This window comes from Kitasatospora sp. NPDC041988 (assembly GCF_055588525.1).
This window is the reverse complement of record NZ_JBVJCO010000019.1, coordinates 64,575-91,504: the sequence shown is the minus strand read 5'-3', so window position 1 is coordinate 91,504 and position 26,930 is coordinate 64,575. Positions and strand designations below refer to the sequence as shown.

Here is a 26,930-nt window from a genome sequence, read left to right as displayed (position 1 = left end):
CGACCTGGTGCCGACCGTCGGCGGGCACCGCGCCACTCCTTCGTCGGCGGCTTGGCCCTTCTCCCCTTCGGCGCCGGCGCGCCCCGGCGGCCCGGGGCGTCGGGCGGCGCCTACAAGGCCAGCTCGAACCAGACGATCTTGCCCTTGGGCGTGCGCCGGCTGCCCCAGCGCTCGGCCAGCAGGCTGACCAGCTGGAGTCCGCGCCCGCCCTCGTCGGTCTCCTGGGCGCGCCGCTGCCGCGGCTGGGCGTAGCCGTCGTCCCAGACCTCGCAGACCATGGAGCGGTCGCGCAGCAGCCGGAGCCGGATCTCGCCGCGGCCGTGCCGGAGCGCGTTGGTGACCAGCTCGCTGACCAGCAGCTCGGTGGTGTCCACCAGCTCGTCCAGGCCGCGCGCCAGCAGCCAGCTGCAGGCCAGCTCGCGGGCCTTGGCCACCGAGGTGGGCTCGGGCGGCAGGAACCAGTTGCCGACGGCGTCGTCGGGGAAGGCGTGCACCTTGGCCATCAGCAGGGCGATGTCGTCCTCGCCGTGGTGCGGGTTGAGCTCGCCGAGGACGTGGTCGCAGAGGTCCTCCAGGCCCTTGCCCTCGGCGGACAGCGCGATGCGGAAGGCGCGCAGGCCCTCGTCCAGCTGGTGCTTGCGGCTCTCCACCAGACCGTCGGTGTAGAGGCCGAGCACGGCGCCGTCCGGCAGGGTCAGCTCGACCTCCTCGAACGGCTCGCCGCCGACGCCGAGCGGCAGGCCGGGTGGCACGTCGAGCATCCGGGCGGGTTCGCCGGGGCTGAGCAGGACGGGCGGCAGGTGGCCGGCGTTGGCGAAGACGCAGCGGCGGGTGACGGCGTCGTAGACCGCGTAGACGCAGGTCGCGAGGTAGACCTCGCGGGCCTCCTCGTCGGCGGTCGAGGTGAGCCGCCCGTACGGGGTGGGCGAGCTCGCGGGCGCGGAGTCGTCGCCGAGGCCGCGGGCGATCTCGTCGAGGGCGGTGAGCACCTCGGCGGGGTCGAGGTCGAGCATGGCCAGGGTGCGGACGGCGGTGCGCAGCTGGCCCATCGCGACGGCGGCGCGCAGGCCGCGGCCCATCACGTCGCCGATGACGAGGGCGGTGCGGTTGCCGGGCAGCTGGATGACGTCGAACCAGTCGCCGCCGACCTCGGTGTTGTTGTTGCTGGGCAGGTAACGGCAGGCGATCTCCAGGCCGCTGGCGGCCGGGTTGCCCGGGGGCAGCAGGCTGCGCTGGAGGATCAGGGCGCGCTCGTGCTCGCGGCGGTAGAGCCGGGCGTTGTCGATACAGACGGCGGCCCGGGCGACCAGCTCCTCGGCGATGGCGACGTCGCGGGCGTCGAAGGGCTCACTGCCGATCGCCCGGGAGAGCTGGACCAGGCCGAGCACCTGGTCGCGGGCGACCAGCGGGACGATCAGGGTGGAGCGCAGCAGCGGGTCGGGCCCGGGCTCGGGGACGACGCTGCGGCCGGTGCGCAGCGCCCGGGCGTGCGGGGAGCGGCGCGGGTAGCAGAGGGTGCCGCCGGCCTCGGCGATGGGCAGGCCGGTGACCGAGCCGAGCACCGAGGAGGCGCCGCCGACCACGCTGGAGACGGCGACCCGGCGCAGTTCGCCGCTGCCGTCGGTGAGCACGCCGTCGCCGTACCGGCCGGCGCTGGGGACGGTCTCGCCGGAGAGCAGCGCGGTGTAGAGGTCGACGGTGGCGAGGTCGCAGAACGGCGGGACGACGACGTCCAGCAGCTCCTTGGCGGTGGTCTCCAGGTCGAGCGTGGAGCCGATGTGGGCGCTGGCCTCGTTGAGCAGGGCGAGGTTGCGGCGGACGCCGTCGGCCTCGCGCTCGGCGACGTGCCGGCTGGTGACGTCGGAGACCTGGCCGGCGACGCCCATCGGCTGGCCGGCCGAGCCGTTCAGCCGGTACAGCGAGACGGCCCAGAGCCGGTTGCCCTCGCGGGTGGGGACGGCCGAGTGGAAGCGCAGGTCGAAGACGGGCTGGCCGGTGGCGATGACCTTGCGCAGCGCGGCGGTGAGCCGGTCGGCCTCGGACTGCGGGAAGAGGTCGTGCGCGGTGAGGCCTTCGAGGTCGGTGGGGGCGAGGCCCATCCCGGAGGCGAAGGCGTCGTTGACGCGCTGGAGCCGGAGCCGGTCGTCGAAGAGGATGAAGCCGGTGGGGGTCTGGCCGAAGACGGCCTCGGAGGCGGCGAGGTCGGTCTCGATCCGGCGCAGCCGGCCGAGGTCGACGGCGAGGCAGGTGGCGCCGGCGGCGGGCAGCGCACTGTCGGGCATCAGGTAGAGCTCGGCGAGCCCCTCGCCGCCGGTGGCGTCGCGGTAGGGCGCGGTGCCGACCCACTCCTCGCCGGCCAGGGTGCGCTCCAGGCGGGCGCGGCCGCGCTGCCAGAGCTCGCGTGGCACGAAGGTGGTGATCGGGTCCGAGCCGACCGCCTCGGCGGCGGGCAGGCCGAAGAACTCGGCGGCCCGGTCGCTCCACTGGCTGATCCGGCCGTCGGGGCCGATCGCGAAGGTGGCGACCCGGATGTAGTCGTAGATCGAGCCTGGGTCCCCGGCGCCCCACTGGTCGGCGCCGACCCCGGGGCGGGCGGCACGGCCGTGCCCGGGGGGTGCGGCCTGTGGGGCCGCGGGGACGGGCAGGTGTGGGGAACCGGCCTGCCCGGGCACAGCGGCATGACCGCTGCTGCTCGGCGCGTTACGCGCCGGGGTGCTGTTCAACGGACCGACCCCTCCAAACCCGCGACCGTCCGGATGCCGAGAAGACCGAGTATTCATCATCGAGGGGTACGTTCACACGCCCTCAACATCACAACATCAGATCGGGCGAAGGTTTTTGTCCTACCGCCCGCGCAACCACAATGCCACGCTCGCGCCCCCTGCCGGAGTGCGCGCTCCCCCCGGCCTCCCGCTGGCATATGCAGCCCCGTTCTACTCGCGTCCTACTCGACCCATGCTCCCGCCTCGCTGCGCTCGCTCACAGCTCGTCGGGCTCATTACCCGGCAGCGGCTGCTCGAACCAGACGACCTTGCCCATGCCCTCCGCCCGGGCGCCCCAGCGGAGCGCGAGCCGGCGGACGAGCTCCAGGCCCCGGCCGCCCTCGTCGGCCTCGGCCGCGTGGCGCTCGCGGGGCGGATCGGGCAGCGGGTCGGAGATCTCGACCAGCAGCGTCTCGCCCAGCGTCAACCGTACGCCGATGGGTGCGCTCGCATAGCGGACCGAGTTGGTGACCAGCTCGCTGACCAGCAGCTCCGCGGTGTCGGTCAGCGCCTCGACGCCCCACTCGGCGAGCGTCGCGCGGACCAGCCGGCGGGCCCGGGAGACGGCGGTCGGCTCGGCGGGCAGCGTCCAGCCGGCCGTCGGGGTGCCGGCCTGGCCGTGGCCGAGCCGGGCCAGCAGCAGCGCCACGTCGTCGGGCTCGCGGCCCTGCTCCATGGTGTCCAGCACCGCCTCGCAGGCCGCCTGGATCGAGGCGTGGGGCTGCTGGAGGACGGTGATCAGCCGGCCGAGGCCGACATCGAGGTCCTTGTCCCGGGACTCCACCAGGCCGTCGGTGCAGAGGGCGAGCAGGCTGCCCTCGGGGATCTTCAGTTCGACCGACTCGAACGGGACGCCGCCGACGCCGAGCGGGGCGCCCGAGGGCAGGTCGAGGATCCGGCCGGCGCCACCGGGCAGCGGGCCGCCCGTCCGGGTCGGCTCCTCGGCCTCCTCCCCCGGGACGATCAGCACCGGCGGGATGTGGCCGGCCTTGGCGACCGTCAGCCGGGCGGTGGCCGGGTCGAACACCGCGTAGATGCAGGTCGCCAGCAGCGCCTCGTCCGGCCCCTGGGCGAGGTCGTCGGCCAGCTCGTGGACGTGCCGCAGCAGCACGTCCGGCGGCAGGTCGAGGGCGGCCAGGACACGGACGGCGGTCCGCAGCCGGCCCATCGTGGCGGCGGCCCGCAGGCCGTGGCCCATCACGTCGCCGACCACCAGCGCGGTGCGGTCGCCGGGCAGCGGGATGACGTCGAACCAGTCGCCGCCGACCTCGGTGCCGCTGCTGCCGGGCACGTACCGGTAGGCGACCTCGACGCCGGTGGGCTGCGGGACCTGCTGCGGCAGCAGGGTGCGCTGCAGGGTCAGCGCGGCGGTGCGCTCGCGGGCGTAGAGCCGGGCGTTGTCGAGCGAGCTGCCGGCCCGGTCGGCCAGCTCGACGGTGAAGGCGAGGTCGTCGCGGTCGAAGCCCTCGCGGTAGCCGGCCCGACTGACCTGCAGCAGGCCGATCACGATGCCGCGGGCGCGCAGCGGCACCACCAGCATCGAGTGCACGCCCAGGTCGTGGGCGGCCTGCATCTTCGGGTCGCCGGGGTAGGTGACGTCGTCCAGCTGGTCGGCGCCGGAGAGCAGCTCCGGGACGCCGGTGCGCAGCACCCGGCCGCAGGCGGAGTCCTCGGCGAAGGTGATCCGGGCGCCGCGGCGCAGCATCACCTCCACCTCGGGGCCGTCCTGGACGGAGGCGGTGCCCAGCTGCAGCAGCGAGGTGCGGCGGTCGTGGCCGTGCCGGGGCAGGTCGTCGCCGTGGGCGACGGCCTGGAGCAGGATGACCGCGGAATGGTCGGTGAGCCTGGGGACGACGGCGCCGGCCAGCTCCTGGGCGATCCGGGAGGCGTCCAGCAGGTCGCCGACCCGGGAGCCGAACTCGTTGAGCAGCGAGAGCCGGCGCCGGGCGTGCTCGACCTTGGCCACCGCCCGGTACCGCTCCGTCACGTCCATCACGGTGCCGGAGATGCCGAGCACCCGGCCGGCCCGGTCGGTCATCCGGCTGTAGGAGATCGAGCGGTAGCCCGAGCGGGCGGTGACCGGCGAGGCGAGGGTGACGTCGATGACCGGCTCGCCGGTGGCCAGCACCTGCCGCTGGATCGCGGTGATCTCGTCGGCGGCCCGCTCCGGCAGGGTCTCGCCGGTGGTGCGGCCGACGTGGTCCTCGGTGGCCATGCCGTTCATCGCGGCCAGGGTCTGGTTCACGGCGGTGTAGCGCAGCTCGGTGTCGAGGATGGCGATGCCCAGCGGGGACTGCTCGAAGAGCGCGTCGCGGACGGCGAGGTCACGCTCGACGGCCCGGACGGCGGCCGCCTCGGCCAGGTTGACCTGGAGGAACGGGGTGCCGTCGCCGTCCACCAGCAGGGAGATCCGGACATCCAGGGCGACGGGGGCGCCGTCGCGGTCGCGCAGCTCGGCGGGGCCGGCCCAGCGGCCGTGCCGCAAGGTGTCCTGGATCGCCGCGCGGATCCGGGCGACCTGGTCCTCGTCCGGGATCAGATCGTCGATCCGGCGCCCCACCAGCAGCTCGTTCGGCCAGCCGAGCAGCTCCTCGGCGGCCGGGCTCCAGAGGACCACCCGGCCGGCCGTGTCGAGGATCGCGATGGCGACCTTGACCACGTCGAGCAGATTGCCCTCGGCGCGGTCGCCGGGACCGCCCGGGTCGGCGCCGGGGCCGCCGGGGAAGGGCCGGCCGGGGCGGCTGCGGATGCCCGCCGGCGGGGCCGCGTCGGCGGCCACCAGGGACGGCGCGGGCTGGTCCGGCGGCGGGGCGTCGGGGGCGGGGTTCTCCCCGCCGCGGCGGCGGCCGGCCGGTGGCTGCGGCTGCGCCGGGCGCGCGCCACGGCGCAGCCGGGCGCGCGCGGCTGCGCTCCCCCCGGTGCCCGTGCGCCGCGCTCCCCCGCCGCCGTTACCGGTATTCGACACCGACGGGGCCTCCGGCTCTGGTCGGGATCGGCGGCGCCGGCTGGGGGCGGCTCACCGATGGTGACGAATAGTGCCGAAAAGTGACATACCCAGCAGAACCCAGGCTATCCCGGCTTCCGGGTCGGCTTTTCCGATTGACCTACGTGGCGTATTGCGCGTCGCGGCGCCGGCTGCTCGGGCTCCCGTTCAGGCGTTCGCGCGGGCGGGCGGCGGGCGGCGGGCGGGCGCTTTCGCGCGCGTACGGTCGGGGGCCGTGTCCCGTCAGGGAGCCGCGTGCGGACAGGGGAGCCCGTGTCCGGTCAGGGAGCCGTGTGCGCCGCGTCGAGCAGCCGGGCGATGTCCGGGAGGACGGCGCGGTCGTGGTCCAGCCAGTCGACGCCGTCCAACTGCTCCGGGCCGAGCCAGCGCAGCTCGTCGTGGTCCTCCAGCGCCTGCGGGTCGCCGGCCAGCAGCTCGGCCACCCAGAGGTGCAGCTCCAGGCCCGGCCGGACCAGCCACGCGCCGGGCAGCCGCTCCACGGCCCTCGCCCGGACGCCCAGCTCCTCCAGCAGCTCCCGCTCCAGCGCCTGCACCTCGGTCTCGCCGGGCTCGGCCTTGCCGCCCGGGAACTCCCAGCGCCCGGCCACCTCGGCCGGTGCGCTGCGACGGGCGGCCAGCACCCGGCCGCGGTGGATGAGCGCGCCGCCGACGACGATCCGGTTCTCCATGGCCCCGACCTTAGGACCTGCGCTCGCGGGGCCCGCGCTCTCCACCCAGTACAGCTGCTTGTGGCCGCGCGCCTCGAACTCGGCCGCCAGCCGCTCGGCCGCGGCCCGGTCCAGGCCCGTGGCGACCAGGAAGCGGTTGCCGTTGTCGTCCTGCCGCATCACCCGAAAGGTGTCCATGCCGGTGAGCGTAGGGGGTACCCCCTCGGGCGACGCGGGCGCGGGAGCGGACGCGGTTGCGGGAGCGGTCGCGGGTGCGGCCCCAGGCCCGCGTGGGGGTCGGGCCGGGAGCCGCGTCCACCGGACGCTACGCCCGGCTCGCTACCGGCAGGTACGGTCCCTGTTAACGGCGGGTAAGGCAGCACGGGACAAGGCAGCACCCCCTGCGGGACGGCCGGCAAGGCAGGGACGGCCGGTGGTGCAGAGCGCGGCCGGCGCGGGTCAGGTCTGGATCTCGCCGACCTGCTCGCCCGTCGAGAGGCCCAGCTCGCGGCGGATCTCCACGGTCAGCTTGGCCGACTTGGTCACCAGCGACTTCGCCCGCCGCACCTCGCGTTCGAACGCGGTGCCGTCGACCGTCTTGGCCGCGGTGTCCCAGGCGGTGGCGGCCTCCCGCTGGGCGGCCGCCAGCTCGGCCACCTTCGCCTTGGCGCCCTCCGGCCAGGCCGTCGAACGCTTGGAGAGGTCCTCGGCCTCCTTGCGGGAGGCGTCCGCCATCTGCCGGGCCCACGCCCGGTACTCGGAGTGCGACTCGGCGATCTCGGCCCCCGGCTCGCTCCAGTACGCGGTGTTGAACGCCCGGGCGGCCTCCAGGTAGGCGAGCTGGGCCTGGCTCAGGCCCGCGCGGTCCGTCCGGACGCTGCCGCGGTGCTGGGCGTGACGGTCCTCGTAGGTGCAGGTGGCGTCGTGCTCGCCGGACTTCCAGTTGCCGCGGCTGGGGTAGAGGTAGACCTCTTCCATGCCGTCCGGCACGGCCCAGTAGTCGAGGGCGTACTCGTCGAGCACCGGGCCGCAGAGCGTGGCGGCGAGGTCGCGGACGCGGGTCTCGCCCGGGTAGGCCGTGCCGAGGCTGTCCGGGATCCGGGCGGTACCGGCCACCTCGCCGTGGTGCGGGACCGCACACGGCACCTTCAGCACCCAGAAGACGGTCTGGTCCCCGTCCTCGGGGTCGGAGCCGGCGGACGTCCCCGGCTGGTTGTAACAGTCGCCGGCCTTGAGTGAGGACCAGAGCACGGACCCCGGCGGGGCCTTCGGGGCGCGGGCCGGGCGGTCGGCACGGTCGGAGGCGTCGACGCCGGCGGCCAGCAGTCCGACGAAGGCCAGCAGGGTGACCAGCACCCCGAGGACGCCGAAGATCACGCCGGCCACGGCCATGCCGCGGCCGCGCTCGTTGCGCTTGGGGATCTGGGCCAGCGCCACGATGCCGAGGGCGAGCGCGATCGGCCACATGCAGAGCAGGCCGGTGACCAGCGCGGCGACGGCGAAGCCGTTGGTGACCTCGGGGGCCTGCGGGTAGGCGTAGCCGGGCTGGAAGCCGGACATCGAGCCGGGCGGGACGGCGGCCCAGCCGGAGGCGGCCGGCGGCGGGCCGGGGAACGGCGGGGGTGGTGCCGGGGCGCCGGCGGGGGTGCCTGCCGCGTTGGGGTCGGGGGCGGCCCAGGGGTCCACGGGCTCGGCAGGCGCGGTGGGGGCGGTAGGGGCGGGGGACTCGGTGTGCGCTGCGGGTGCGTCCGGGGCCGGGGGTTCCGTGTCCACCGTGGCCGGCTTGGTCAGCTCCACGCGGTCGGCCGCCGCCGGAGCGTCCTCGGCAGGAACGTCCGCCGTCGCAGCGTCCGTCACCGGGCCTTCGGCCGCGGGAACGTCCGGCGCGGGGACAGGCGGCGCCGGGACGTCCGGCGCGGGAACGGGCGCGTCGGGATCGGGCTTGGACACGTGGACTCCCCCGCCCGGCGGTCACGGGCATCAGCTCGGCAGTTCGACTCGAACGTTCCGCCGGCGGAGCACACCCCTGCGATGGGAACGGACGCGCGACTTTACCCGATCTTGCCGAATGCCTTCCGGTCCTTTTTCCCCTGCCGCCGGGCCCGGCTACCCACGCGCCAGCACCTCCCCGTGCAGCATCGCGAACCAGCCGTCCTCGGCCGTCACCCACCCCCGCCAGCCGGCCGCGATCCGCTCCAGCTCCGCCCGGTCCGCGTACCCGTGGGCCACCGCCGTCCCGGCCGTGCTGGAGGCCACCGTCCGGTCGGCCCACATGCCGCCCCACCACTCCCGCCGCTCCGGGGTCGCGAAGGTCCAGCTGCTGGACGAGGCGGTGACCTCGGCGAAGCCCGCCGCCCGGGCCCAGGACAGCAGCCGCCGCCCGGCGTCCGGCTCGCCGCCGTTGGTCCGGGCGATCCGCCGGTACAGCTCCAGCCAGCGGTCCAGTTCGGGCACCTCCGGGTACCAGGTCATGGTCGCGTAGTCGACGTCGCGGGCCGCGACCAGGCCGCCCTCCGCCGTCACCCGGCGCATCTCCCGCAGCGCGCCCACCGGGTCGGCCACGTGCTGCAGGACCTGGTGGGCGTGGACCACGTCGAACTCCCCGTCCGCGTAGGGCAGTCCGTGCACGTCCGAAACCTCGAAGACCACGTTGGACAGACCCCGCCCGGCGACGTGCCGGGCCGCCGCGTCCAGCACCTCGGCCGAGGTGTCCACGGCCACCACCCGCCCGGTGGGGCCGACCAGTTCGGCCAGGTCGGCGGTGATCGTGCCGGGGCCGCAGCCGACGTCCAGCACGGCCTGCCCGGGCCGCAGGTGGGGCACCAGGTAGGCGGCCGAGTCGGCGGCGGTGCGGGAGCGGTGCGAGCGCAGCACGGACTCCTGGTGGCCGTGCGTGTAGGCGGCGGGCTGCGGTCCGGTCATGACGTCCCCCTGAGAAGGTCTCGGTTCTCCGACACCTCCGACGCTACTACTTGTCCCGCATCGCGAGAAGATTCGTCTCACACTGCGGTCGAACCAGAGCGCACGAGAGCCCCCGACCATCCTGCGGCCGGGGGCTCTCGCCTTGTCGGTACGCCTAGTTGACGGTGAACCAGGTGGTACGGGACTTCTTCCACTCCGGGTGGGTGAGGTCCTTGGCCTCGATGCCGTCGCCGTACAGGTCGGCGGAGCCGTCGTCGGTGATCAGCTGCACCTGGGCGCCGGGGGCGGTGAGGTCCGGGACGTCCGGCACGGCCTCCCAGCCGCCCGCGTCGCCGGTCGGCAGGTCCAGCACCTTGACCGGCTGTGAACCGGGCTGCCCGTCCCAGCGGTAGAGCGCGTACGGGTCGGAGTTGTCGTCCGCCGCCCAGGAGCCCGCCACGATCAGGTACTGGCCGAGCGCGTTGCGCCGCAGATCGCGGACGGAGAGCCCGCCGAGGTCCAGCTCGATCGGGGCACCGAACGTCGCGTGCGCCGAACCGCCCGGCAGCGACGAGAAGTTGGTGACCGGCACGATCAGCGCCCGGCCCCCGGTGACCGCCGGGGCGAGCGGCGCGCGGAAGCCCACGTACGCGGTGGTGGAGCTGCCCGGCGCGAACTCCAGGCCCTCGACGTTGAATCCGTCGATCTGCTTGGGTACCTGGCCGGCCGCCGCGCCCGCCGCGAAGCCGTAGCGGTTGCCGTTGGCGCGATCCCAGGCGATCAGGTCGTCGCGCAGGCCGGTGTACTTGCCCGCCAGGCTGAGCTGCGTCCCCGCGCCCGAGCCGGTGACGGTGGTGGCGAAGACGGTGCGCCGGTCGACCTTGATCTCGCCGTCCTTGTTGTTGCCCAGCGAGCCGGTCCAGTAGATGGTGTTGCCGACCCGCGTGGCGCCCTCGATGTCGATCTCCTTGGAGACGCCGAGCGCCGAACTGAAGTCCCAGGTGCGGACGGGCGCGCCCGAGGCGTTGCGGTCGTACAGCCGCAGCACGTTGGACTCGTCGTCGGCCACCACGAGGTAGCCGCCGCCCGCGTCCACCGCCGCCGAGGCGTCGCTGGAGCCGGTCAGGTAGCGGCTCGCGGCCGAGAACCCGACCGCGGGCGAGGCCGCGTAGTGCAGCGTCTTCGTCGCGGTCTTGCCGCCGAGGCCGGTGACCTTGACGGTCAGGTCGGTGTAGCCGACGCCCGGCGCGGCGACCGCGAGCGTGCGGGTGCCGGTGGTGCCCGTGACGGTGACGTCGCCGGTCCGGGCGACCGAGCTGCGGGTGGTCGCCGAGGCGGCCACCGTCAGCGCGGAGGCGGAGGCGCCGCTCTGCGCGACGGTGACGGTGACCGTCGGGTCGCCGGTGGCGCCGACCGCGCCGGAGAGGTAGCCGGCCGAGAGGGAGATCGTGGGGGTTCCGTACGTCACGGCGGCGGCGGAACCGGCGGGCAGCGCGAGCACCGGCAGCGCGGCGACGGCGACGGCCAGCGGCAGCAGGCCGCGGGAGAGACGGGACACGGGGACAGCCCTTCGACGTGGGGGGCGGTGCGAGGTCCGGACCAGGGTGGAGCCCCCCGACGAACGCCGCCCCTCCGGCAGCGGGCCGCCGGACGAACAGCAGCCCTCGGCGAACCACCGGCCGCGCCCGGCCCGTACGGTGGACGGGCCCCCGAGAGAACGGTCTCCACCATGCCCGGCCGCCGCCCCTTCGTCCTGCTGAGCGCCGCGATGTCGCTCGACGGGCATCTCGACGACGCCTCCCCCGAGCGGCTGCTGCTCTCCAATCCGGCCGACTTCGACCGGGTGGACGAGGAGCGCGCCGCCAGTGACGCGATCCTGGTGGGCGGCAACACGCTGCGCGCGGACAACCCCCGGCTGCTGGTCAACGACCCCGCCCGACGGGCCGCCCGGCTCGCCGCCGGCCGGCCCGAGCACCCGCTGAAGGTCACCCTCAGCGCGAGCGGCGCGCTCGACCGCTCGCTGCGCTTCTGGCACACCGGCGGCGACCGGCTCGCCTACACCACGGACGCGGGCGCCGCCGTGCTGCGCCCGGCGCTGGACGGGCTGGCCGAGGTGGTGGCGCTGGGCGGCGCGGTCGGGCTGGGCGCGGTGCTGGACGACCTCGGCGCCCGCGGGGTGCACCGGCTGATGGTCGAGGGCGGCGGCAGCGTGCACACCCAGTTCCTGGCCCAGGGCCTGGCCGACGAGCTCCAGCTGGCCGTCGCCCCGCTGCTGGTCGGGCAGGCGGACGCGCCCCGCTTCGTCCACCCGGCCGCCTTCCCCGGCGGCCCGGCCCGCCGGATGCGACTGCTGGAGGCACGTACGGTGGGCGACGTCGTCCTGCTCAGGTACGCCCCGAAGGAGCCCGCCCCGTGACCACCGACCCGACCGACCTCCGGTTCCTGCGGCGGGCCGTCGAGCTCTCCCGCCGCTGCCCGCCCTCCGAGACCGCGTTCTCGGTCGGCGCGGTGATCGTCGGCGCGGACGGCGAGGTGCTCGCCGAGGGCTGGAGCCGGGAGTCCGACCCGCACGACCACGCCGAGGAGGCGGCCCTGGCCAAGCTCCCGGCCGGCGACCCGCGGCTGCGCGGCGCGACCGTCTACAGCTCGCTGGAGCCCTGCGGGCAGCGCGCCTCCCGGCCGCACCCCTGCGCCCGGCTGCTGCTCGCGGCGGGCGTCCCGCGGGTGGTGGTCGCCTGGAGCGAGCCGGACACCTTCGTCGCCGAGACCCAGGGGACGGCGCTGCTGGAGGCGGCCGGGGTCGAGGTGGTGGAGCTGCCGGAGCTGGCCGAGGAGGCCCGCGCGGTCAACGCCCACCTGCTGGGCTGATCTTTTGTATCCTGATTGAACAATTGACTCGCACTCTCTGGGCCCCGCCCGCGAGGAGCCACCCCATGCCCGACGCCACCACGCCCACCGTGCTGACCACCCGCGCCCTCCTGCTGGACATGGACGGCACCCTGGTCAACTCCGACGCCGTCGTCGAACGCTGCTGGCGCCGCTGGGCCCAGGAGCACGGCCTCGACCCGGACGAGGTGCTCCGCATCGCCCACGGCCGCCAGGGCCACGCCACCATGGCCGTCCTGCTGCCCGAGCGCCCGGTCGCCGACAACCTCGCCGACAACCGGCGCATGCTCGCCGAGGAGAAGGCCGACACCGAGGGCGTCGTCCCGGTCCCCGGTGCGCCCGCCTTCCTCGCCGCCCTGGCCGGCCTCCCGCACGCCCTGGTCACCTCGGCCGACCAGCCGCTCGCCCGGGTCCGGATGGCCGCCGCCGGCCTGCCGCTCCCGTCCGTCCTGGTCACCGCCGAGTCGGTCGGCGCGAGCAAGCCCGACCCGGAGGGCTTCCTCAAGGGCGCCGCCGCGGTCGGCTTCGCCCCCGCCGACTGCCTCGCCTTCGAGGACTCCGAGGCCGGCATCGCCGCCGCCCGGGCCGCCGGCATCCCCGTGATCGGCATCGGCCCGCGCGCCGCCGCCCACCACCCGACCGCGCACGCCGCCACCCTGGAGGACGTGACCGTCACGGCCTCCGGCGACGGCACCCTGACCGTCCGCGTCGGCTGACAGACGGTGAGGGCCGCCTTCCGCAGGCCTCAGCCGCGGCCGCTCACCGACGGGTGCGGGTGGCGAGCCAGCCCGCCATCGCGCGGACGCCGACGCCGATGGCCCGCTCGTCCGGCGTGAAGGTCTCGTAATGCGGGTAGCTGGTCGTGATCGCGGCGCCGGGAGTGCGAACCCCGAGGAAGGTGTAGGTGCCCGGGACGCGGTCCAGGAACAGCGCGTAGTCCTCGCCGTTGAACGGGAACGCGGCGTGGTTCACCGTCACCGAGCCGGGGCCGAGCTCGCAGCGCAGGTGCCGGGCCAGCGCGTTGGCGTCGCCCTCGGGGCAGACCAGGGCCGGGAACGGCGGCTTGGGGAAGGTCACCACCCCGCCGTACGGCTGCGCCAGCCGGCGGATCTCCTCCCGGATCTCGGCGTTGCGCTCCTCGGGCCAGCAGCGGAACGTCACGTCGACCGCGACCCGGCCCTCGGCGTCCGGCTTGTCCGCCGCCCTGCCGCGGATCACCACGAACCGGGCCAGCGGCCCGCCCGGCGTCTGCACGTCCGCGACCATCTGCTCCAGATAGGCGTCCGAGGAAGCCGGCGGTGCCGGCGGCGGGGCCACCGTGGAGAGCCCGCCGATCTCGGCCTTCAGCCGGCCCGCCGCCGTGACCGCGTCCGGCCCGGTCAGGGTGACCGTGACCCAGTCCTGGCCCGGCAGCCCGCTGCCCGGCGTCACGGCGAACTGCCCCACCGGGTACGGCCCGCAGTGCAGGGCATGGATCTCCTCGACGCCCTTTCGCTCCAGCACCTTGGCGTCGATCATCGCCTGGGCGCCCTTCAGGGACTCCTCGCCGGGCTGGAAGAGGAAGACCACCTTGCCGCTCAGCCTCGGCTGGAGCTGCGCCAGCGCCTGGGCGACGCCGACCCCCACCGTGGTGTGGATGTCGTGGCCGCAGACGTGCGCCGACGGGCGGCCCGGGAGCGGGGGCGTGATGCCCTCCCCGGGCACCGCGTCCATGTCGGCCCGGTAGGCCACCGTCCGCCCGGGGCGCGCGCCCTTCAGCACCGCGACCACCCCGGTCCCGGCCACCGACTCGACGCTCAGGCCCGCGGCCCGGAGCCGGTCGGCCACCGCCCCTGCGGCGAACTTCTCCTCCCCCGACGTCTGGGGGTTCCGGTGCAGCTCACGCCGCAGCGCGATCAGGTCGCCGTCGAGCCGGGCGGCGACGGCGTCGACCGCGGCCTGGTCGATCGGGTTGCGCCGGCGTTCCGAGTCCGCCGCGGCGGCGGTGCCGGACGCCAGGACGGCGCCGACCCCGGCGGCCGCCGTGCCGCCCAGCAGCGTGCGGCGGCTCAGGGCAGGCTTGTTCGAACGAGTCATGACTTCCCCCTGTGAGCGTGCGAAGTGGCTGCCCGCGCGTCGGTACGACGGGCGGTGAAGGCACGGACGACAACCGCCCGGGGTGACGACGCCGGTGCGGTCACGGCCGGACGCCCGCCCCCGAGATGCCGATCAGCAGCCACCAAATGATCACATGAAATGGTCAACTCGCCCTTGATGCAGGCAAAGTGAGAGACGTTGATCCGCTTCTGTCCCCCGCGGGCGCGCAGCCCCGTCAGCCCCAGCGGCCCCGTCAACCCCGTCAGCCCAGCCGGCCGAGCCTCGCCCGCAGGCGGCGGGCATCCCGCAGCCGCTGCTCGTACGTCGCCCCCAGGGCGAGCAGCAGCAGTCCGACGACGGCCAGCGGCACCCAGCGCGGCAGCAGGCCGAGCACCTGGACGACCGTCGGCGCCAGCTCGTGCACGCCGACCAGCAACAACGCCGATAGACCATCGCAGATTCCTGGCGTTGTGTACACATGGGGCACTCGGTACGCTTGGGCGCATGACGCAGCCGCTGCCCATAGAGTCCATCCGCGACGTGCGCGCCCACCTGGCCGAGGTCGTGGAGCGCGCGGACCGCGACGACGTACCCACGGTGATCACGCGCCGGGGCAAGGAAGTCGCCGCCGTCGTTTCCATCGAGGTGCTGCGCAAGTACCAGGAGTGGGAGGAGCGCGAGATCAATCGGATCATCGACGAGCGCATGGCCAACCCCGCACCCGGCATCCCGATCGAGGACATCATGAGGGAGACGCTGGCGCGCAGTGAGTGAGTACCGAACCGTCTTCCGCCCCGAAGCGCAGGCCGAACTTCGGAAAATCCCTCGCGACATGGCTCTGCGCATCCTGGCCAAGCTGACCGAGCTGGAGACCGACCCGCTCGGTTTCAGCACCACTGCACTCGTGTCCCAGCCCGAGCGCCGCCGCCTGCGCGTCGGCGACTACCGCGTCGTCTACACGATCGACAACGGAGAGTTGGTGGTCTGGGTCGTTCACGTGGGGCACCGATCCACTGTCTACGAGACCTGATTGCCACTGACCACACGTCAGAAAATCCAGCACCAATCCAGCACGGCAGCGACAAAGGGGTCGGACTCAACCGAGCCCGACCCCTCCTGACCTGCATGTTTGCCACATCAGCGACGTGGTGTTATCTCATCCGCTCAGACGTTGAAGCGGAACTCCACGACGTCGCCGTCCTGCATGAGGTATTCCTTGCCCTCGATGCGGGCCTTGCCCTTGGAGCGGGCCTCGGCGATGGAGCCGGTCTCGACCAGGTCGGCGAAGGAGATGACCTCGGCCTTGATGAAGCCCTTCTGGAAGTCGGTGTGGATCACACCGGCGGCCTCGGGGGCGGTGGCGCCCTTCTTGATGGTCCAGGCGCGGGTTTCCTTGGGGCCGGCGGTGAGGTAGGTCTGCAGGCCGAGGGTGTCGAAGCCGACGCGGGCGAGGGTGGCGAGGCCGGGCTCGTCCTGGCCCATGGACTGGAGGAGCTCCAGGGCCTCGGCGTCGTCCAGCTCGATCAGCTCGGACTCGATCTTGGCGTTGAGGAAGATCGCCTCGGCCGGGGCGACCAGCTCGCGCTGGGCGTTCTTGAAGTCCTCGTCGGCCAGCTCCTCCTCGTCCACGTTGAAGACGTAGAGGAAGGGCTTGGCGGTCAGCAGGTGCAGGTCACGGATCGGGGCGGTGTCGAAGCCGGCCTCGAAGAGGGTCTTGCCGGTCTCCAGGATCGCCTGCGCGGCCTCGGCGGCGGCCAGGACGGGGGCGGTGTCCTTCTTCAGGCGCGCCTCCTTCTGGAGCCGGGGCAGCACCTTCTCGACGGTCTGGAGGTCGGCCAGGATCAGCTCGGTGTGGATGGTCTCGATGTCGTCCTTGGGCGACACCTTGCCGTCCACGTGCACCACGTCCGGGTCGGTGAAGGCACGGACGACCTGGCAGATCGCGTCGGACTCACGGATGTTGGCGAGGAACTTGTTGCCCAGGCCCTCGCCCTCGCTGGCGCCGCGCACGATGCCCGCGATGTCGACGAAGTCGACGGTGGCCGGGAGGATGCGCTGCGAGCCGAAGATCTCGGCGAGCTTGGCCAGCCGCCCGTCCGGGACGCCGACGACGCCGACGTTCGGCTCGATGGTGGCGAACGGGTAGTTGGCCGCCAGCACGTCGTTCTTGGTCAGGGCGTTGAACAGGGTCGACTTGCCGACGTTCGGCAGGCCGACGATTCCGATCGTGAGCGACATGAAGCGCAGTCCCGTGGGCTTGGAGGAGTTGGGTCGGCACCGTACGGGCCGATCCCCCAGTCTACGGGCAGCGGGTCAGGCGTCGGCCGCCGCCGGCAGCGGCTCCAGGAACTCCAGGCGGTTGCCGAGGCGGTCGCTGGAGTGGAAGCGGCGGTGACCGGGCAGGTTGTCGTCCCAGACGACCTCATGACCGTGTGCGGCCAACCGCTCGGCGAGTGCGTCGAGCGCCCGCACCTGGATGCCCGGGTGCCCCTTGCGGGCCGGCCGGAACTCCGGCACCACGCCCAGGTGCACCTCGACCCCGCCGCCACGGAACCAGCAGCCGCCGCGGGCGGCCAGCACCGGGGGCTTGGCCAGCTCCGTCATGCCGAGCACGCCGTGCCAGAACGCACGGCACTCGCCCTCCGCGCCGGCCGGGATGTCGAGCTGGACGTGGTGCAGCCGTTCGAAGGCAAACCCGCTGGTCATGCGTCCCCCTGGAGGAGTTGAGCGACGATCACATCAGTACTCCGTTCGAAGACACGGAGCAAGGTCCCGACGACCATTACACAGTGTGGCGATGATCGGACCGTACGTTGGGTGGGTGGAGCAGAGCATCCGAACCCAGCCGCCAGGGCCCAGACGCCGTCCGCCGAACGGCGCGGCCGGGGCCGCCGTCCCCGGGCCCGGGCGGGCCCCCGAGACCGCCGAGGCGGCCGGAGCCTCCGCGGCCCCCGCCTCCCGGCTACGCCCCGTAGCCGGCACGCCCGACCGGGTCCGCCCGGGTGGCGCCCGGCCCCGGCTGCGCCTGCCGCTCGGTGCGCGGCCCGGGGAGCGGACCGGCGAACGCGCGGACGGGCTGGCGGCCGAACGCACCGGCGAACGCGGTGACGGCCGCCCGAACGGCCGCCTCTACGGGCGCCGGCGCAACGGGCGGCCCACCCGGCTGACCGCGGTCGGCACCGGCGTGGCCGCCCTGGTCGCGACCGTCGCGGTGGCCGGCCTGGACCGGCTGGTCTTCGGCGGGCTCGGGGTGCTGTTCGGCATCGGCTACCTGGTGGTCTGCTTCCAGCTGGCCGTCCGGGTGCGGTTCGCCGACCTGCTGGCCGCGCCGATCAGCGGGCCGATCGCCTTCGCCGTCTCGCTGCTGCTGCTCGGCCCCGTCGCCTCCTCGGGGGTGACCGCGCAGGTGGTGGCGCTGGCGACGGGCCTGGCGCTGCGGGCCGGCTGGTTGTTCTCCGGCACCGGTCTGGCGGCCGTGATCGTCCTCGCCCGGTTCGTGGCCCAGCGGCGGATCCACCGGGCGCGCTGAGGGGACGGCCACCCCGCAGGAAGGTCAGGCGGACGCGCGGGCCGCCGCCATGGCCGCCCCGACGATCCCGGCGTCGTTGCGCAGCTCCGCAGGGACGATCCGGGCCTCGCGCTCGCGCAGCAGCGGCAGGAACTTCTCGTGCTTGCGGCTCACCCCGCCGCCGATCACGATCAGCTGCGGCGAGAACAGCATCTCCACCAGGTCGAGGTACTCGTCGACCCGCCCCGCCCACTGCTCCCAGGTCAGCCCGTGCCGCTCCTTGGCCGCCGAGGAGGCGCGCCGCTCGGCGTCCTTGCCGCGCAGTTCCAGGTGGCCCAGCTCGGTGTTGGGCACCAGCGTGCCGTCCACGAAGAGGGCGCTGCCGATGCCGGTGCCGAAGGTGAGGACCAGCACCACGCCTGCCTGGTCGCGCCCGGCGCCGTGGCTGAGTTCGGCGAAACCGGCGGCGTCGGCGTCGTTGAGGACGGTGGCCGGCAGGTCGAGCGCCTCGCGGAACAGGCCCTCGGCGTCCAGGCCGATCCAGCCCTTGTCGACGTTGGCCGCGGTTCTGGTCTGGCCGTTCACCACCACCCCGGGGAAGGTCAGCCCGACCGGGCCCCGGTGGTCGAAGTGTCTGACCACCTCGCGGACGGCGGCGACCACGGCCTCCGGGGCGGAGGGCTGCGGGGTGAGGACCTTGTGCCGCTCCTGGGCAAGCACGCCCCGGCCGAGGTCGACGGGGGCGCCCTTGATGCCCGAACCGCCGATGTCCACACCGAATACCGCCGTCATGACGACCGCCCTCCGCCGTAAGCCGAAACCGTCGCGCACGGGCCGGGCCGGACGCCGCGGTCGGCGTTGTCCACAGGCCTGTGCATACCTGGGCACAAAACTACGAGAGCCCACCCGGCCGCGCACAGCAGAAAACCCGGCACCCACAGGGGGCCGGGCTTTCCGGGAGGCGGCGGTTACAGCTTGCCCGGCGGTTACAGCTTGCCCACGGCCTCGGAGCGCAGGTCGCGGCGGAGCTCCTTGGGCAGCGAGAACGTCAGGTGCTCCTCGGCCGTCTTGACGGTCGACACGTCGCCGTAGCCGCGCGCGGCCAGCCAGTCCAGGACGCCCTCGACCAGGATCTCCGGCACCGAGGCGCCGCTGGTCAGGCCGACCGTGGTGACGCCCTCCAGCCAGGACTCCTGGATCTCGTCGGCGAAGTCCACCAGGTGGGCGGCCTTGGCCCCGTACTCCAGGCCGACCTCGACCAGGCGGACGGAGTTGGAGGAGTTCTTGGAGCCGACCACGATCAGCAGGTCCGTCTCGGGCGCCATCTGCTTGACGGCGACCTGGCGGTTCTGGGTGGCGTAGCAGATGTCGTCGCTGGGCGGGCTGACCAGCAGCGGGAAGCGCTTCTTCAGCTCGCCGACGGTGGCCATGGTCTCGTCCACCGAGAGCGTGGTCTGGGAGAGCCAGACGACCTTGGACTCGTCGCGGACCTCGACGTTGGCGACGTCCTCGGCGCCGTCCACCAGGTGGATCCGGTCCGGCGCCTCGCCCATGGTGCCGACGACCTCCTCGTGGCCCTCGTGGCCCACCAGCAGGATGTCGAAGCCCTCGTCGGCGAAGCGGACGGCCTCCTTGTGCACCTTGGTGACCAGCGGGCAGGTGGCGTCGATGGTGGCGAGCTTGCCGGCCTTGGCCTCGTCGTGGACGGACGGCGCGACGCCGTGCGCGGAGAACACCACGATCGAACCCTCGGGCACCTCCTCCGTCTCGTCGACGAAGATCGCGCCCTGCTTCTCCAGGGTCTGCACCACGTACTTGTTGTGGACGATCTGCTTGCGGACGTAGATCGGCGCCCCGTACTGCTCCAGGGCCTTCTCCACGGCGATCACGGCGCGGTCGACGCCCGCGCAGTAGCCCCGGGGGGCGGCGAGCAGGACACGGCGCTGCGCGGTGTTGGACATGGCTCCATCGTACGGGCGGAGGCGAGCCGCGCCGACGGGAGGCGCGTTCGGACCGGAACCGGCCGCCGATGCTCAAATGTGGAATCTATGAGCGAGCGAGTCGAAGCCGGCGGTCTGCGGCGCAGCCTGGGTGTCCGCGATCTGATGGTGTACGGGCTGCTGTTCATCGCCCCGATGGCACCGGTCGGCGTGTTCGGCGTGCTGGACGCCAAGAGCCACGGCGCGGTGGCCTCGGTCTACCTGGCGGCGACCGTCGCGATGGGCTTCACGGCCTTCTCGTACGCCCAGATGGTGCGCGCGGTGCCGCAGACCGGCTCGGTCTTCGCCTACGCGCGGGCCGGCCTGGGCGAGGGGCCGGGGTTCATCGCCGGCTGGATGGCGATGCTCGACTACCTGCTGATCCCGGCGGTGGCGTACCTGTTCTCCGGCATCGCGCTGCACTCGCTGGTGCCGGACGTGTCGCGCTGGGTGTGGACGACGCTGGCCGTGGTGGTGACCACCGCGCTCAACCTGGCCGGCGTGCGGACGGCGGCGGTGGTCGGCCTCGCGGTGCTGGCGATGGAGATCGTGGTGCTGGCCGTGTTCATGGTGGCGGCCGTGGTGGTGCTGGTCCGGGACGGCGCCCAGCGCGGCTGGGACACCCCGCTCACCGCGGTCGGCGACTTCTCGCTGACCGCCGTGATCTCGGCGGTCTCGGTGGCGGTGCTCTCCTACCTGGGCTTCGACGCGATCGCGACCTTCGTGGAGGAGGCGGTCGGCGCGTCGGCGGCGGTGGCCAGGGCCGTGCTCTGGTGCCTGGTGCTGGCCGGGACCTTGTTCGTGGCGCAGACCTACCTGGCGGCGCTGCTGGAGCCGACGACCCCGCAGCAGCTGGCCGCCGACCCGGCCGCCCAGGGTTCGGCCTTCTACGACACCGTGGAGAGCAGCATCGGGCACTGGCTGCACGTGCTGGTCGCGGCCGGCAAGGCGATCGGCGCGGCGTTCGCGGCGCTGGCCGGGCAGGCGGCGGCCGGACGGCTGGTCTACGCGATGGCCCGGGACGGGCGGCTGCCCCGGGCCCTGGGCACCGTGGACCCGGCCAGCGCGGTGCCGCGCCGGGCCCTGCTGGTGGCGGCGGTGATCACCATGGGCGCGGCGGTCTGGGCGGCCGGCCGGGACGACGGACTGGACCAGCTCACCTCGGTGGTGAACATCGGCGCGCTGACCGCCTTCGCGCTGCTGCACGCCTCGGTAATCGGCTGGTACGTGGTGAAACACGGCTCGCGGGACTGGCTGCGGCACGTGGTGGTGCCGGTGCTGGGCATCGCGGTGATCGCGGCGGTCGTCTACGAGGCCTCGCACACGGCGCAGCTCGCGGGCGCGGTCTGGCTGGGGGCCGGGCTCCTGGTGATCGCCGTCCAGGGAGCCTCCGCGGCCGGCATCCGCCGCTAGGACGGAGAAGCCCTGGTACGCGCCTGACGCGATGCGCTGTCGGCCTGCGCCGCTAGCCTCGTACGCATGGCCAACACCAGCTCCCCCGAAGCCCCGCTCCCGGTCGGCAAGGTCTCCGCGCTGATCGGCGGCTGGATCGACCGGCTCGGCGCGGTCTGGGTGGAGGGGCAGATCACCCAGCTGAGCCGGCGGCCGGGCGCGGGCGTGGTCTTCCTGACGCTGCGCGACCCGCAGGCGGACGTCTCGCTCACCGTGACCTGCTTCCGCTCGGTCTTCGACCAGGTCGCGGACGTGGTGCAGGAGGGCTCACGGGTCATCGTGCACGCCAAGCCGGAGTGGTACGCGGCACGGGGCCAGCTCTCGCTGCGGGCGGCGGAGATCCGGCTGGTCGGGCTGGGCGAGCTGCTGGCCCGGCTGGAGCAGTTGAAGCGGCGGCTCGCCGGGGAGGGCCTGTTCGCGGCCGACCGGAAGCGGGCGCTGCCGTTCCTGCCGCAGTGCATCGGGCTGGTCACGGGGCGCGGCTCGGCGGCCGAGCGGGACGTCCTGGAGAACGCCCGGCGGCGCTGGCCGGCCGTCCGCTTCGAGGTGCGCAACGTCCCCGTGCAGGGCGTCAGCGCGGTGGAGCGGGTGAGCGCGGCGGTGCGGGAGCTGGACGAGCACCCCGAGGTGGACGTGATCATCGTGGCCCGCGGCGGCGGCAGCGTCGAGGACCTCCTGCCGTTCTCGGACGAGGGGCTGGTGCGGCTGGTCGCGGCGGCCCGGACGCCGGTGGTCAGCGCGATCGGCCACGAGCCGGACCAGCCGCTGCTGGACTTCGTCGCCGACCTGCGCGCCTCCACCCCGACCGATGCCGCCAAACAGGTGGTCCCGGACGTCGGCGAGGAGCTGGCCAAGGTGCGCAACCTGCGCGACCGGGCCCGGCGGCACGTGCTCGGCCGGGTCGACCGGGAGCAGCACGGCCTGGACGGCGTCCGCAGCCGCCCCGCGCTGGCCGCGCCGCACCGGATGCTGGACGGGCGCGGCCAGGAGGTGGCGGCCCTGCTGGAGCGGGGCCGGCGCACCCTCGGGCACCGGCTGGACCACGCGCAGAGCGACCTCGGGCACACCCTGGCCCGCGTGGTCGCGCTCTCCCCGTCGGCCACTCTGGAGCGCGGCTACGCGGTGCTCCAGCGCGCCGACGGCACGGTGGTGACCGACCCGGCACAGGTCGCGGCCGGCGACGCGCTGCACGCCCGGGTGGCGGGCGGCGGCTTCGGTGTGACGGCCGATCCCCGGTCGTAGCGGCCCGCTGTCGGCCCCAGCCCCTACGCTGGCTGCCATGGCAGATCAGCAGGAGGAACAGGCCGTGCCCGGGACGCCGGACGACGCGCTGGGGTACGAGCACGCCCGGGACGCGCTGCTGGAGGTGGTCCGGCAGTTGGAGAACGGCGGCACGTCGCTGGAGGAGTCGCTGGCGCTCTGGGAGCGCGGTGAGCAGCTGGCGAAGGTCTGCCAGCGCTGGCTGGACGGCGCCCGGGCCCGGCTGGACGCCGCGCTGGCCGCCGAGGAGGGCGAGCCGGCCGGGGAGTAGGCGGATGGCAGGGTGATGGAGGTCACACCGGCACGGGGAACAGTTGAATGTTCACACATGTTGGGAACAGGTGATCGGCTACGGTCGGTCGTCCAGACGAACCCCGTCCCGTATGACGCATGAGGTGTAGACAAGCATGACCGACGCCCTGGTACTCGACGCCGCCGCTCAGGACCTGCTGTTCCGCGACGCCCGCACCGCCAACACCTTCACCGACGAGCCGGTCTCCGAGGAGCAGATCCAGGCCATCTACGAGCTGGTCAAGTTCGGCCCGACCGCGTTCAACCAGCAGCCGCTGCGCGTCGTCCTGGTCCGCACCGCCGAGGGCCGCGAGCGCCTCGTGCAGCACATGTCGGACGGCAACAAGGCCAAGACCGCCGCCGCCCCGCTGGTCGCCATCCTGGCCGTGGACAACGAGTTCCACGAGGAGCTGCCGGCCCAGCTGCCGCACTTCCCCCAGGCCAAGGACATGTTCTTCAGCGAGCGCCCGGTCCGCGAGGCCTCGGCCGCGATGAACGGCGCCCTCCAGGCCGGCTACTTCATCATCGGCGTCCGCGCCGCCGGCCTGGCCGCCGGCCCGATGACCGGCTACAACGCCGAGGGCATCAACAAGGAGTTCTTCGCCGACGGCGAGCACTCGGTGCTGGCCGTGGTCAACATCGGCAAGCCGGGCGAGGACGCCTGGTTCCCGCGTTCGCCGCGCCTGGCCTACGACGAGGTCGTCACCACCGTCTGATCGCCCATGCGATGACGCGGGAGCGACGCACGAGAAGGGCCCCGCACCGGTTCCGGCCGGTGCGGGGCCCTTCTCATGCGCTCGTTCCGATGCCCGGGAGGCCTACTTGAGGGCCGGGAGGCCTACTTGAGGGCCTGCGCGAGCTCGGCCAGCTCCTCGTAGGACGCGGTGCCGGTGACCATCGTGGTGGCGTTGCCGCTCTGGGTGATGAGGGCGCGCGCCTTGGGACCCTGGAGGCGCTCCCAGGACTGCCCGGCCACGTCCGAGGTGCCGTCCGGCTTGCCGTCGGCCACCGCCGAGGCGAGCAGGACGTCGCGGTCGACGTCGCTCTGCTCGACCGCCGCGTACTGGCCCGACGGGGTGACGAAGCCCAGGTGCCAGGCGTTGCCCTTGCCCTTGCCCAGCGACGCCGGGTCGTAGGTCACCGAGGTGGCCCGCCACCGGTCGGAGAGGCCCTCCGGGGTGAGCAGCGGGTACGGTGCGGCACGCTTCGCCGAGGCGGCGGCCACCCGGTACTCCTTGGTGTGGACACCGTCGCCGCTCGCGTCGTGCGGCAGGAACAGGTACCCGATCCAGACCACGACGCCGACCGCCAGCATCGACAGGACCATGTCCCGTACCGACTGCCGGCCCCTCATGCCTCTGCTCTCTCCAGCCACCCCCACATGGTGACTCATCCGGCCCGGACCACCCGCACCCGGGGTGGCCCCGGACGGGTGAACAGGGGCAAACCAACCGTTTCCGGCAGGGGGTGGCGACCCGCGCCACAGACAGTCATCTCGTGGGCAGATACGATCGCAGAACCCTCACCACGGCGTTCGACCTGGCAGTAGTCGGGCGCTCACTGGCCGTCGCGTACAGAGAGGTAACGACGATGACCACGCAGTACCCGCACAACCTCCCCAGTGCCCTGGAGGTCGCGCCCGAGGCTCCCGACCGGAACCTCGCGCTCGAACTCGTCCGGGTCACCGAGGCGGCCGCCATGGCCGCCGGCCGTTGGGTCGGCCGCGGCGACAAGAACGGCGCCGACGGCGCCGCCGTCAAGGCCATGCGTACGCTCGTCTCCACCGTCTCGATGAACGGTGTCGTCGTCATCGGCGAGGGCGAGAAGGACGAAGCCCCGATGCTCTACAACGGCGAGCGGGTCGGCGACGGCACGGGCGCCGAGTGCGACGTCGCGGTGGACCCGGTCGACGGGACCACGCTCACCGCCAAGGGCATGAACAACGCCGTCGCGGTGCTGGCCGTGGCCGACCGCGGCACGATGTTCGACCCCAGCGCGGTGTTCTACATGGACAAGCTCGTCGCCGGGCCCGAGGCCGCCGAGTTCGTCGACATCACCGCCCCGGCGGCCGTCAACATCCGCCGGGTCGCCAAGGCCAAGGGCAGCGCCGTCGAGGACGTCACCGTCGTCATCCTGGACCGCCCGCGCCACGAGGGCCTGGTCAAGGAGATCCGCGAGGCCGGCGCCCGGATCAAGTTCATCTCCGACGGCGACGTCGCCGGCGCCATCATGGCCGCCCGCGAGGGCACCGGCGTCGACCTGCTCATGGGCGTCGGCGGCACCCCCGAGGGCATCATCGCCGCCTGCGCGATGAAGTGCATGGGCGGCGTCATCCAGGGCCGGCTCTGGCCCAAGGACGAGGCCGAGCGTCAGAAGGCCCTCGACGCCGGCCACGACCTGGACCGCGTGCTCACCACCGACGACCTGGTCAGCGGCGAGAACGTGTTCTTCGTCGCCACCGGCATCACCGACGGCGAGCTGCTGCGCGGCGTCCACTACCGCCAGGAGACCGCCACCACCAGCTCGCTGGTCATGCGCTCCAAGAGCGGCACCATCCGGGAGATCCACTCGACCCACAAGCTGTCCAAGCTGCGGGCCTACAGCGCGATCGACTTCGACCGCGCCAACTGACCCCGGACGCACCCGCGTCGGCCACGCCCGCGGCCTCGGCGAAATCCCCCTTCGCCGAGGCCGCGGGCGTTCGCGTGTGCGTGCGTCGCCGGCGGTCCGGCCGGGCTCGGCCGCCGCCCCCGCTCAGCCCGCTATCCGGCTGGGGCGGGCCGCCTCGCGCAGCTCCGTCTCCCGGCGCCGGCGGCGGGCCAGCACCACCCGGCGCTCGGCGGCCGTCAGCCCGCCCCAGACGCCGTACGGCTCCGGCTGCGCCAGCGCGTGCTCCCGGCACTCCAGCAGCACCGGGCAGCGCGCACAGACCTGCTTCGCCTGCTCCTCCCGCGAAAGCCGGGCCGCCGTGGGCTCCTTGGAGGGCGCGAAGAACAGCCCCACCTCGTCCCTGCGGCAGGCCGCGCCGGTGTGCCAGGGGTCGTCGTCACCCTGCGGCTGGGCGTCGGGCCGGCGCTCCAGCACCTGAGCGGCGGCAATGGGCGATGTGGGGCGGGACTCGATCGGATGCAGCACGGCCGTACTCCTGACGAGGCTCTCGGACACGGGGAAGCTCGCACCCCTGCCCGGCTGCGAGCCCCCGCGATTCACCCCCCGGGCCGGCCTCAGGCCGCCTCCGGTGCGCAGCCGTACAAGAAGCGATGTGCGTGAGGAACTACCCCGCCGCGCCGTGATTCATGCACACTGCACGCAATCGACTACAGAGTGCACTGGACGCAACGCCGAGTGCCCGGGCGGGAGTTGCTCCCACCCGGGCACCCGTCCGGTTCCGGGGCCGGCCCGGCCTACTCCGCGCCGAGCTGCTTGCGCACCCACTCCTTGAGCTTCTTGCCCTTGCGCGGCCGCGCCTCGCAACCACCGAACACCGCCACGCCCTTGACCCGGACGACCGGCGCGTACGGGTCGGCGGCGGTCTGCTCCTTGACGTCGAAACCGCCGAAGATGCCGACGCCGTGGCCGACCAGGCTGACGTTCTCCGGCACCTTGATCTCCACCCCTCCGAAGATCGCCACCACGTCGATGACCACCTCCGGCGACTCGAAGACGGCATCGGTCAGGTCGATCTCGACCCCGCCGAACGCGGCCACCGCGCGCAGCTGCGAACCCACCCGCCAGCGGCCCTTGCGGGCGGCGGCTCCGAAGACCGCCACCATGGTCGGCGCCTCCTGCCGCGCGGGCAGCCGCACCGGGCCGTCCGGGCGCCGGCCCGGCTCGCCCAGCGGGGGCTTGTCGAAGGAGATCGACCGGTGCACCGGCAGATCCCTGGTCAGCGGCACGAGGTCGCCGAGCGTCTTGGCCCCGTACGCGGCCTCGATCCGCTCGGAGTGCTCCTCCGCGTCCAGCCGGCCCTCGGCGTAGGCGTCGCGCAGCAGCTCCGCCACCCGCTCACGGTCGGCGTCCGAGGCCCGCATCTCGGCCTCCGCCACCGGGGCGTGGTCGGCCCGGGCGGGCTGCGCCGGCCCCGGCTTGGTCATCGGTACGGGCGGCTGCCCCTGGTCGTCCTGGTCGTCTCTCGACGGCGAGTTGTCCACAGGCCAAGACTAG

23 protein-coding genes and 2 pseudogenes are annotated in these 26,930 nt (G+C 73.8%); 10 read left to right on the top strand and 15 right to left on the bottom strand.

All coding sequences use genetic code 11. The features are described from left to right. Positions 1-110: 110 nt before the first annotated feature. From ACZ6NC_RS20400 to ACZ6NC_RS20375, 6 genes are all read right to left on the bottom strand, one after another. Positions 111-2,723: a SpoIIE family protein phosphatase gene (locus tag ACZ6NC_RS20400; RefSeq protein WP_465734648.1), complete on the bottom strand. Its 2,613-nt coding sequence runs from the start codon at positions 2,721-2,723 to the stop codon at positions 111-113. 256 nt (positions 2,724-2,979) lie between these two features. Then, on the bottom strand, positions 2,980-5,727 hold the full coding sequence (locus tag ACZ6NC_RS20395; protein WP_465734646.1) for a SpoIIE family protein phosphatase: 2,748 nt from the start codon (positions 5,725-5,727) through the stop codon (positions 2,980-2,982). 299 nt (positions 5,728-6,026) lie between these two features. After that, complete coding sequence (locus tag ACZ6NC_RS20390) at positions 6,027-6,611, bottom strand: NUDIX domain-containing protein (protein WP_465734644.1); 585 nt, start codon at positions 6,609-6,611, stop codon at positions 6,027-6,029. Positions 6,612-6,872: 261 nt separating this feature from the next. Then, entirely contained in the window at positions 6,873-8,363 is a 1,491-nt protein-coding gene (locus ACZ6NC_RS20385) for a DUF4190 domain-containing protein (RefSeq protein ID WP_465734642.1), read from the bottom strand. A gap of 156 nt (positions 8,364-8,519) precedes the next feature. Next, positions 8,520-9,335 (bottom strand): methyltransferase domain-containing protein, encoded by an 816-nt coding sequence (locus tag ACZ6NC_RS20380; protein ID WP_465734640.1) that lies wholly within the window; start codon positions 9,333-9,335, stop codon positions 8,520-8,522. Positions 9,336-9,489: 154 nt separating this feature from the next. Then, a complete protein-coding gene (locus tag ACZ6NC_RS20375) occupies positions 9,490-10,872 on the bottom strand; it encodes a hypothetical protein (RefSeq protein ID WP_465734638.1) in 1,383 nt (460 codons plus the stop codon). Positions 10,873-11,043: 171 nt separating this feature from the next. On the opposite strand from ACZ6NC_RS20375, the pseudogene ACZ6NC_RS20370 reads away from it, so the two are divergent. Further along, positions 11,044-12,182, top strand: a pseudogene (locus ACZ6NC_RS20370) (dihydrofolate reductase family protein). A 65-nt stretch (positions 12,183-12,247) separates the two neighbouring features. After that, complete coding sequence (locus tag ACZ6NC_RS20365) at positions 12,248-12,916, top strand: HAD-IA family hydrolase (protein ID WP_465734636.1); 669 nt, start codon at positions 12,248-12,250, stop codon at positions 12,914-12,916. A gap of 43 nt (positions 12,917-12,959) precedes the next feature. Here ACZ6NC_RS20365 and ACZ6NC_RS20360 read toward each other — a convergent pair whose 3' ends face one another. Both ACZ6NC_RS20360 and ACZ6NC_RS20355 read right to left on the bottom strand, forming a co-directional pair. Then, complete coding sequence (locus ACZ6NC_RS20360; RefSeq protein ID WP_465734634.1) at positions 12,960-14,276, bottom strand: M20 metallopeptidase family protein; 1,317 nt, start codon at positions 14,274-14,276, stop codon at positions 12,960-12,962. Positions 14,277-14,538: 262 nt separating this feature from the next. Continuing rightward, positions 14,539-14,727 (bottom strand): annotated as a pseudogene (locus ACZ6NC_RS20355) (SCO7613 C-terminal domain-containing membrane protein); the annotation flags it as partial. Between the two features lie 53 nt (positions 14,728-14,780). Here ACZ6NC_RS20355 and ACZ6NC_RS20350 point away from each other — a divergent pair. Further along, on the top strand, positions 14,781-15,050 hold the full coding sequence (locus ACZ6NC_RS20350) for a type II toxin-antitoxin system Phd/YefM family antitoxin (protein WP_007266282.1): 270 nt from the start codon (positions 14,781-14,783) through the stop codon (positions 15,048-15,050). Further along, positions 15,043-15,306 (top strand): type II toxin-antitoxin system RelE family toxin, encoded by a 264-nt coding sequence (locus ACZ6NC_RS20345; RefSeq protein ID WP_450167444.1) that lies wholly within the window; start codon positions 15,043-15,045, stop codon positions 15,304-15,306. Before ACZ6NC_RS20350 ends, ACZ6NC_RS20345 begins: the two co-directional genes overlap by 8 nt. Before the next feature lie 134 nt (positions 15,307-15,440). Here ACZ6NC_RS20345 and ychF read toward each other — a convergent pair whose 3' ends face one another. Together ychF and ACZ6NC_RS20335 are read right to left on the bottom strand one after the other, a co-directional pair. Then, the gene (ychF, locus tag ACZ6NC_RS20340) at positions 15,441-16,514 is read right to left on the bottom strand and encodes a redox-regulated ATPase YchF (protein ID WP_465734631.1); all 1,074 of its coding nucleotides are present in this window, start codon (positions 16,512-16,514) and stop codon (positions 15,441-15,443) included. A gap of 75 nt (positions 16,515-16,589) precedes the next feature. Beyond that, the gene (locus tag ACZ6NC_RS20335) at positions 16,590-16,982 is read right to left on the bottom strand and encodes a VOC family protein (RefSeq protein WP_465734629.1); all 393 of its coding nucleotides are present in this window, start codon (positions 16,980-16,982) and stop codon (positions 16,590-16,592) included. 115 nt (positions 16,983-17,097) lie between these two features. On the opposite strand from ACZ6NC_RS20335, the gene ACZ6NC_RS20330 reads away from it, so the two are divergent. Further along, positions 17,098-17,805 carry a DUF6542 domain-containing protein gene (locus ACZ6NC_RS20330; protein ID WP_465734627.1) on the top strand — a complete coding sequence of 236 codons (708 nt, stop codon included), beginning with the start codon at positions 17,098-17,100 and terminating at the stop codon, positions 17,803-17,805. Positions 17,806-17,829: 24 nt separating this feature from the next. On the opposite strand, the gene ppgK is transcribed toward ACZ6NC_RS20330, so the two are convergent. Both ppgK and ACZ6NC_RS20320 read right to left on the bottom strand, forming a co-directional pair. Continuing rightward, positions 17,830-18,576 (bottom strand): polyphosphate--glucose phosphotransferase, encoded by a 747-nt coding sequence (ppgK, locus tag ACZ6NC_RS20325; RefSeq protein WP_465734625.1) that lies wholly within the window; start codon positions 18,574-18,576, stop codon positions 17,830-17,832. A 194-nt stretch (positions 18,577-18,770) separates the two neighbouring features. After that, complete coding sequence (locus tag ACZ6NC_RS20320; protein WP_465734623.1) at positions 18,771-19,745, bottom strand: 4-hydroxy-3-methylbut-2-enyl diphosphate reductase; 975 nt, start codon at positions 19,743-19,745, stop codon at positions 18,771-18,773. 87 nt (positions 19,746-19,832) lie between these two features. On the opposite strand from ACZ6NC_RS20320, the gene ACZ6NC_RS20315 reads away from it, so the two are divergent. The 4 genes from ACZ6NC_RS20315 to ACZ6NC_RS20300 all read left to right on the top strand — a co-directional run bounded on the left by ACZ6NC_RS20315 (position 19,833) and on the right by ACZ6NC_RS20300 (position 23,482). Further along, entirely contained in the window at positions 19,833-21,176 is a 1,344-nt protein-coding gene (locus ACZ6NC_RS20315; protein ID WP_465734621.1) for an APC family permease, read from the top strand. A gap of 66 nt (positions 21,177-21,242) precedes the next feature. After that, positions 21,243-22,457, top strand: a complete 1,215-nt coding sequence (gene xseA / locus ACZ6NC_RS20310) for an exodeoxyribonuclease VII large subunit (RefSeq protein WP_465734619.1) — start codon at positions 21,243-21,245, stop codon at positions 22,455-22,457. A 37-nt stretch (positions 22,458-22,494) separates the two neighbouring features. After that, positions 22,495-22,746 (top strand): exodeoxyribonuclease VII small subunit, encoded by a 252-nt coding sequence (locus ACZ6NC_RS20305; RefSeq protein ID WP_465734617.1) that lies wholly within the window; start codon positions 22,495-22,497, stop codon positions 22,744-22,746. A gap of 136 nt (positions 22,747-22,882) precedes the next feature. Next, a complete protein-coding gene (locus ACZ6NC_RS20300) occupies positions 22,883-23,482 on the top strand; it encodes a malonic semialdehyde reductase (RefSeq protein WP_465734615.1) in 600 nt (199 codons plus the stop codon). Between the two features lie 122 nt (positions 23,483-23,604). On the opposite strand, the gene ACZ6NC_RS20295 is transcribed toward ACZ6NC_RS20300, so the two are convergent. After that, positions 23,605-24,120 carry a DUF4245 domain-containing protein gene (locus tag ACZ6NC_RS20295; protein WP_465734613.1) on the bottom strand — a complete coding sequence of 172 codons (516 nt, stop codon included), beginning with the start codon at positions 24,118-24,120 and terminating at the stop codon, positions 23,605-23,607. 236 nt (positions 24,121-24,356) lie between these two features. On the opposite strand from ACZ6NC_RS20295, the gene glpX reads away from it, so the two are divergent. Next, positions 24,357-25,397, top strand: a complete 1,041-nt coding sequence (gene glpX / locus ACZ6NC_RS20290; protein WP_148643103.1) for a class II fructose-bisphosphatase — start codon at positions 24,357-24,359, stop codon at positions 25,395-25,397. 123 nt (positions 25,398-25,520) lie between these two features. On the opposite strand, the gene ACZ6NC_RS20285 is transcribed toward glpX, so the two are convergent. Further along, positions 25,521-25,865 carry a WhiB family transcriptional regulator gene (locus tag ACZ6NC_RS20285; protein WP_465734763.1) on the bottom strand — a complete coding sequence of 115 codons (345 nt, stop codon included), beginning with the start codon at positions 25,863-25,865 and terminating at the stop codon, positions 25,521-25,523. A 305-nt stretch (positions 25,866-26,170) separates the two neighbouring features. Further along, a complete protein-coding gene (locus tag ACZ6NC_RS20280; protein ID WP_465734761.1) occupies positions 26,171-26,860 on the bottom strand; it encodes a DUF1707 SHOCT-like domain-containing protein in 690 nt (229 codons plus the stop codon). Between the last annotated feature and the right edge of the window lie 70 nt (positions 26,861-26,930).

Excerpts from the sequence above, each read along its gene's own strand:
- ACZ6NC_RS20390 (WP_465734644.1), bottom strand. The coding sequence starts at position 6,611 with ATGGACACCTTTCGGGTGATGCGGCAGGACGACAACGGCAACCGCTTC.
- ACZ6NC_RS20380 (WP_465734640.1), bottom strand. The coding sequence starts at position 9,335 with ATGACCGGACCGCAGCCCGCCGCCTACACGCACGGCCACCAGGAGTCC.
- ACZ6NC_RS20365 (WP_465734636.1), top strand. The coding sequence starts at position 12,248 with ATGCCCGACGCCACCACGCCCACCGTGCTGACCACCCGCGCCCTCCTG.
- ACZ6NC_RS20360 (WP_465734634.1), bottom strand. The coding sequence starts at position 14,276 with ATGACTCGTTCGAACAAGCCTGCCCTGAGCCGCCGCACGCTGCTGGGC.
- ACZ6NC_RS20350 (WP_007266282.1), top strand. The coding sequence starts at position 14,781 with ATGACGCAGCCGCTGCCCATAGAGTCCATCCGCGACGTGCGCGCCCAC.
- ychF (WP_465734631.1), bottom strand. The coding sequence starts at position 16,514 with ATGTCGCTCACGATCGGAATCGTCGGCCTGCCGAACGTCGGCAAGTCG.
- ACZ6NC_RS20335 (WP_465734629.1), bottom strand. The coding sequence starts at position 16,982 with ATGACCAGCGGGTTTGCCTTCGAACGGCTGCACCACGTCCAGCTCGAC.
- ppgK (WP_465734625.1), bottom strand. The coding sequence starts at position 18,576 with ATGACGGCGGTATTCGGTGTGGACATCGGCGGTTCGGGCATCAAGGGC.
- ACZ6NC_RS20320 (WP_465734623.1), bottom strand. The coding sequence starts at position 19,745 with ATGTCCAACACCGCGCAGCGCCGTGTCCTGCTCGCCGCCCCCCGGGGC.
- ACZ6NC_RS20315 (WP_465734621.1), top strand. The coding sequence starts at position 19,833 with ATGAGCGAGCGAGTCGAAGCCGGCGGTCTGCGGCGCAGCCTGGGTGTC.
- xseA (WP_465734619.1), top strand. The coding sequence starts at position 21,243 with ATGGCCAACACCAGCTCCCCCGAAGCCCCGCTCCCGGTCGGCAAGGTC.
- ACZ6NC_RS20305 (WP_465734617.1), top strand. The coding sequence starts at position 22,495 with ATGGCAGATCAGCAGGAGGAACAGGCCGTGCCCGGGACGCCGGACGAC.
- ACZ6NC_RS20300 (WP_465734615.1), top strand. The coding sequence starts at position 22,883 with ATGACCGACGCCCTGGTACTCGACGCCGCCGCTCAGGACCTGCTGTTC.
- ACZ6NC_RS20295 (WP_465734613.1), bottom strand. The coding sequence starts at position 24,120 with ATGAGGGGCCGGCAGTCGGTACGGGACATGGTCCTGTCGATGCTGGCG.
- glpX (WP_148643103.1), top strand. The coding sequence starts at position 24,357 with ATGACCACGCAGTACCCGCACAACCTCCCCAGTGCCCTGGAGGTCGCG.
- ACZ6NC_RS20280 (WP_465734761.1), bottom strand. The coding sequence starts at position 26,860 with ATGACCAAGCCGGGGCCGGCGCAGCCCGCCCGGGCCGACCACGCCCCG.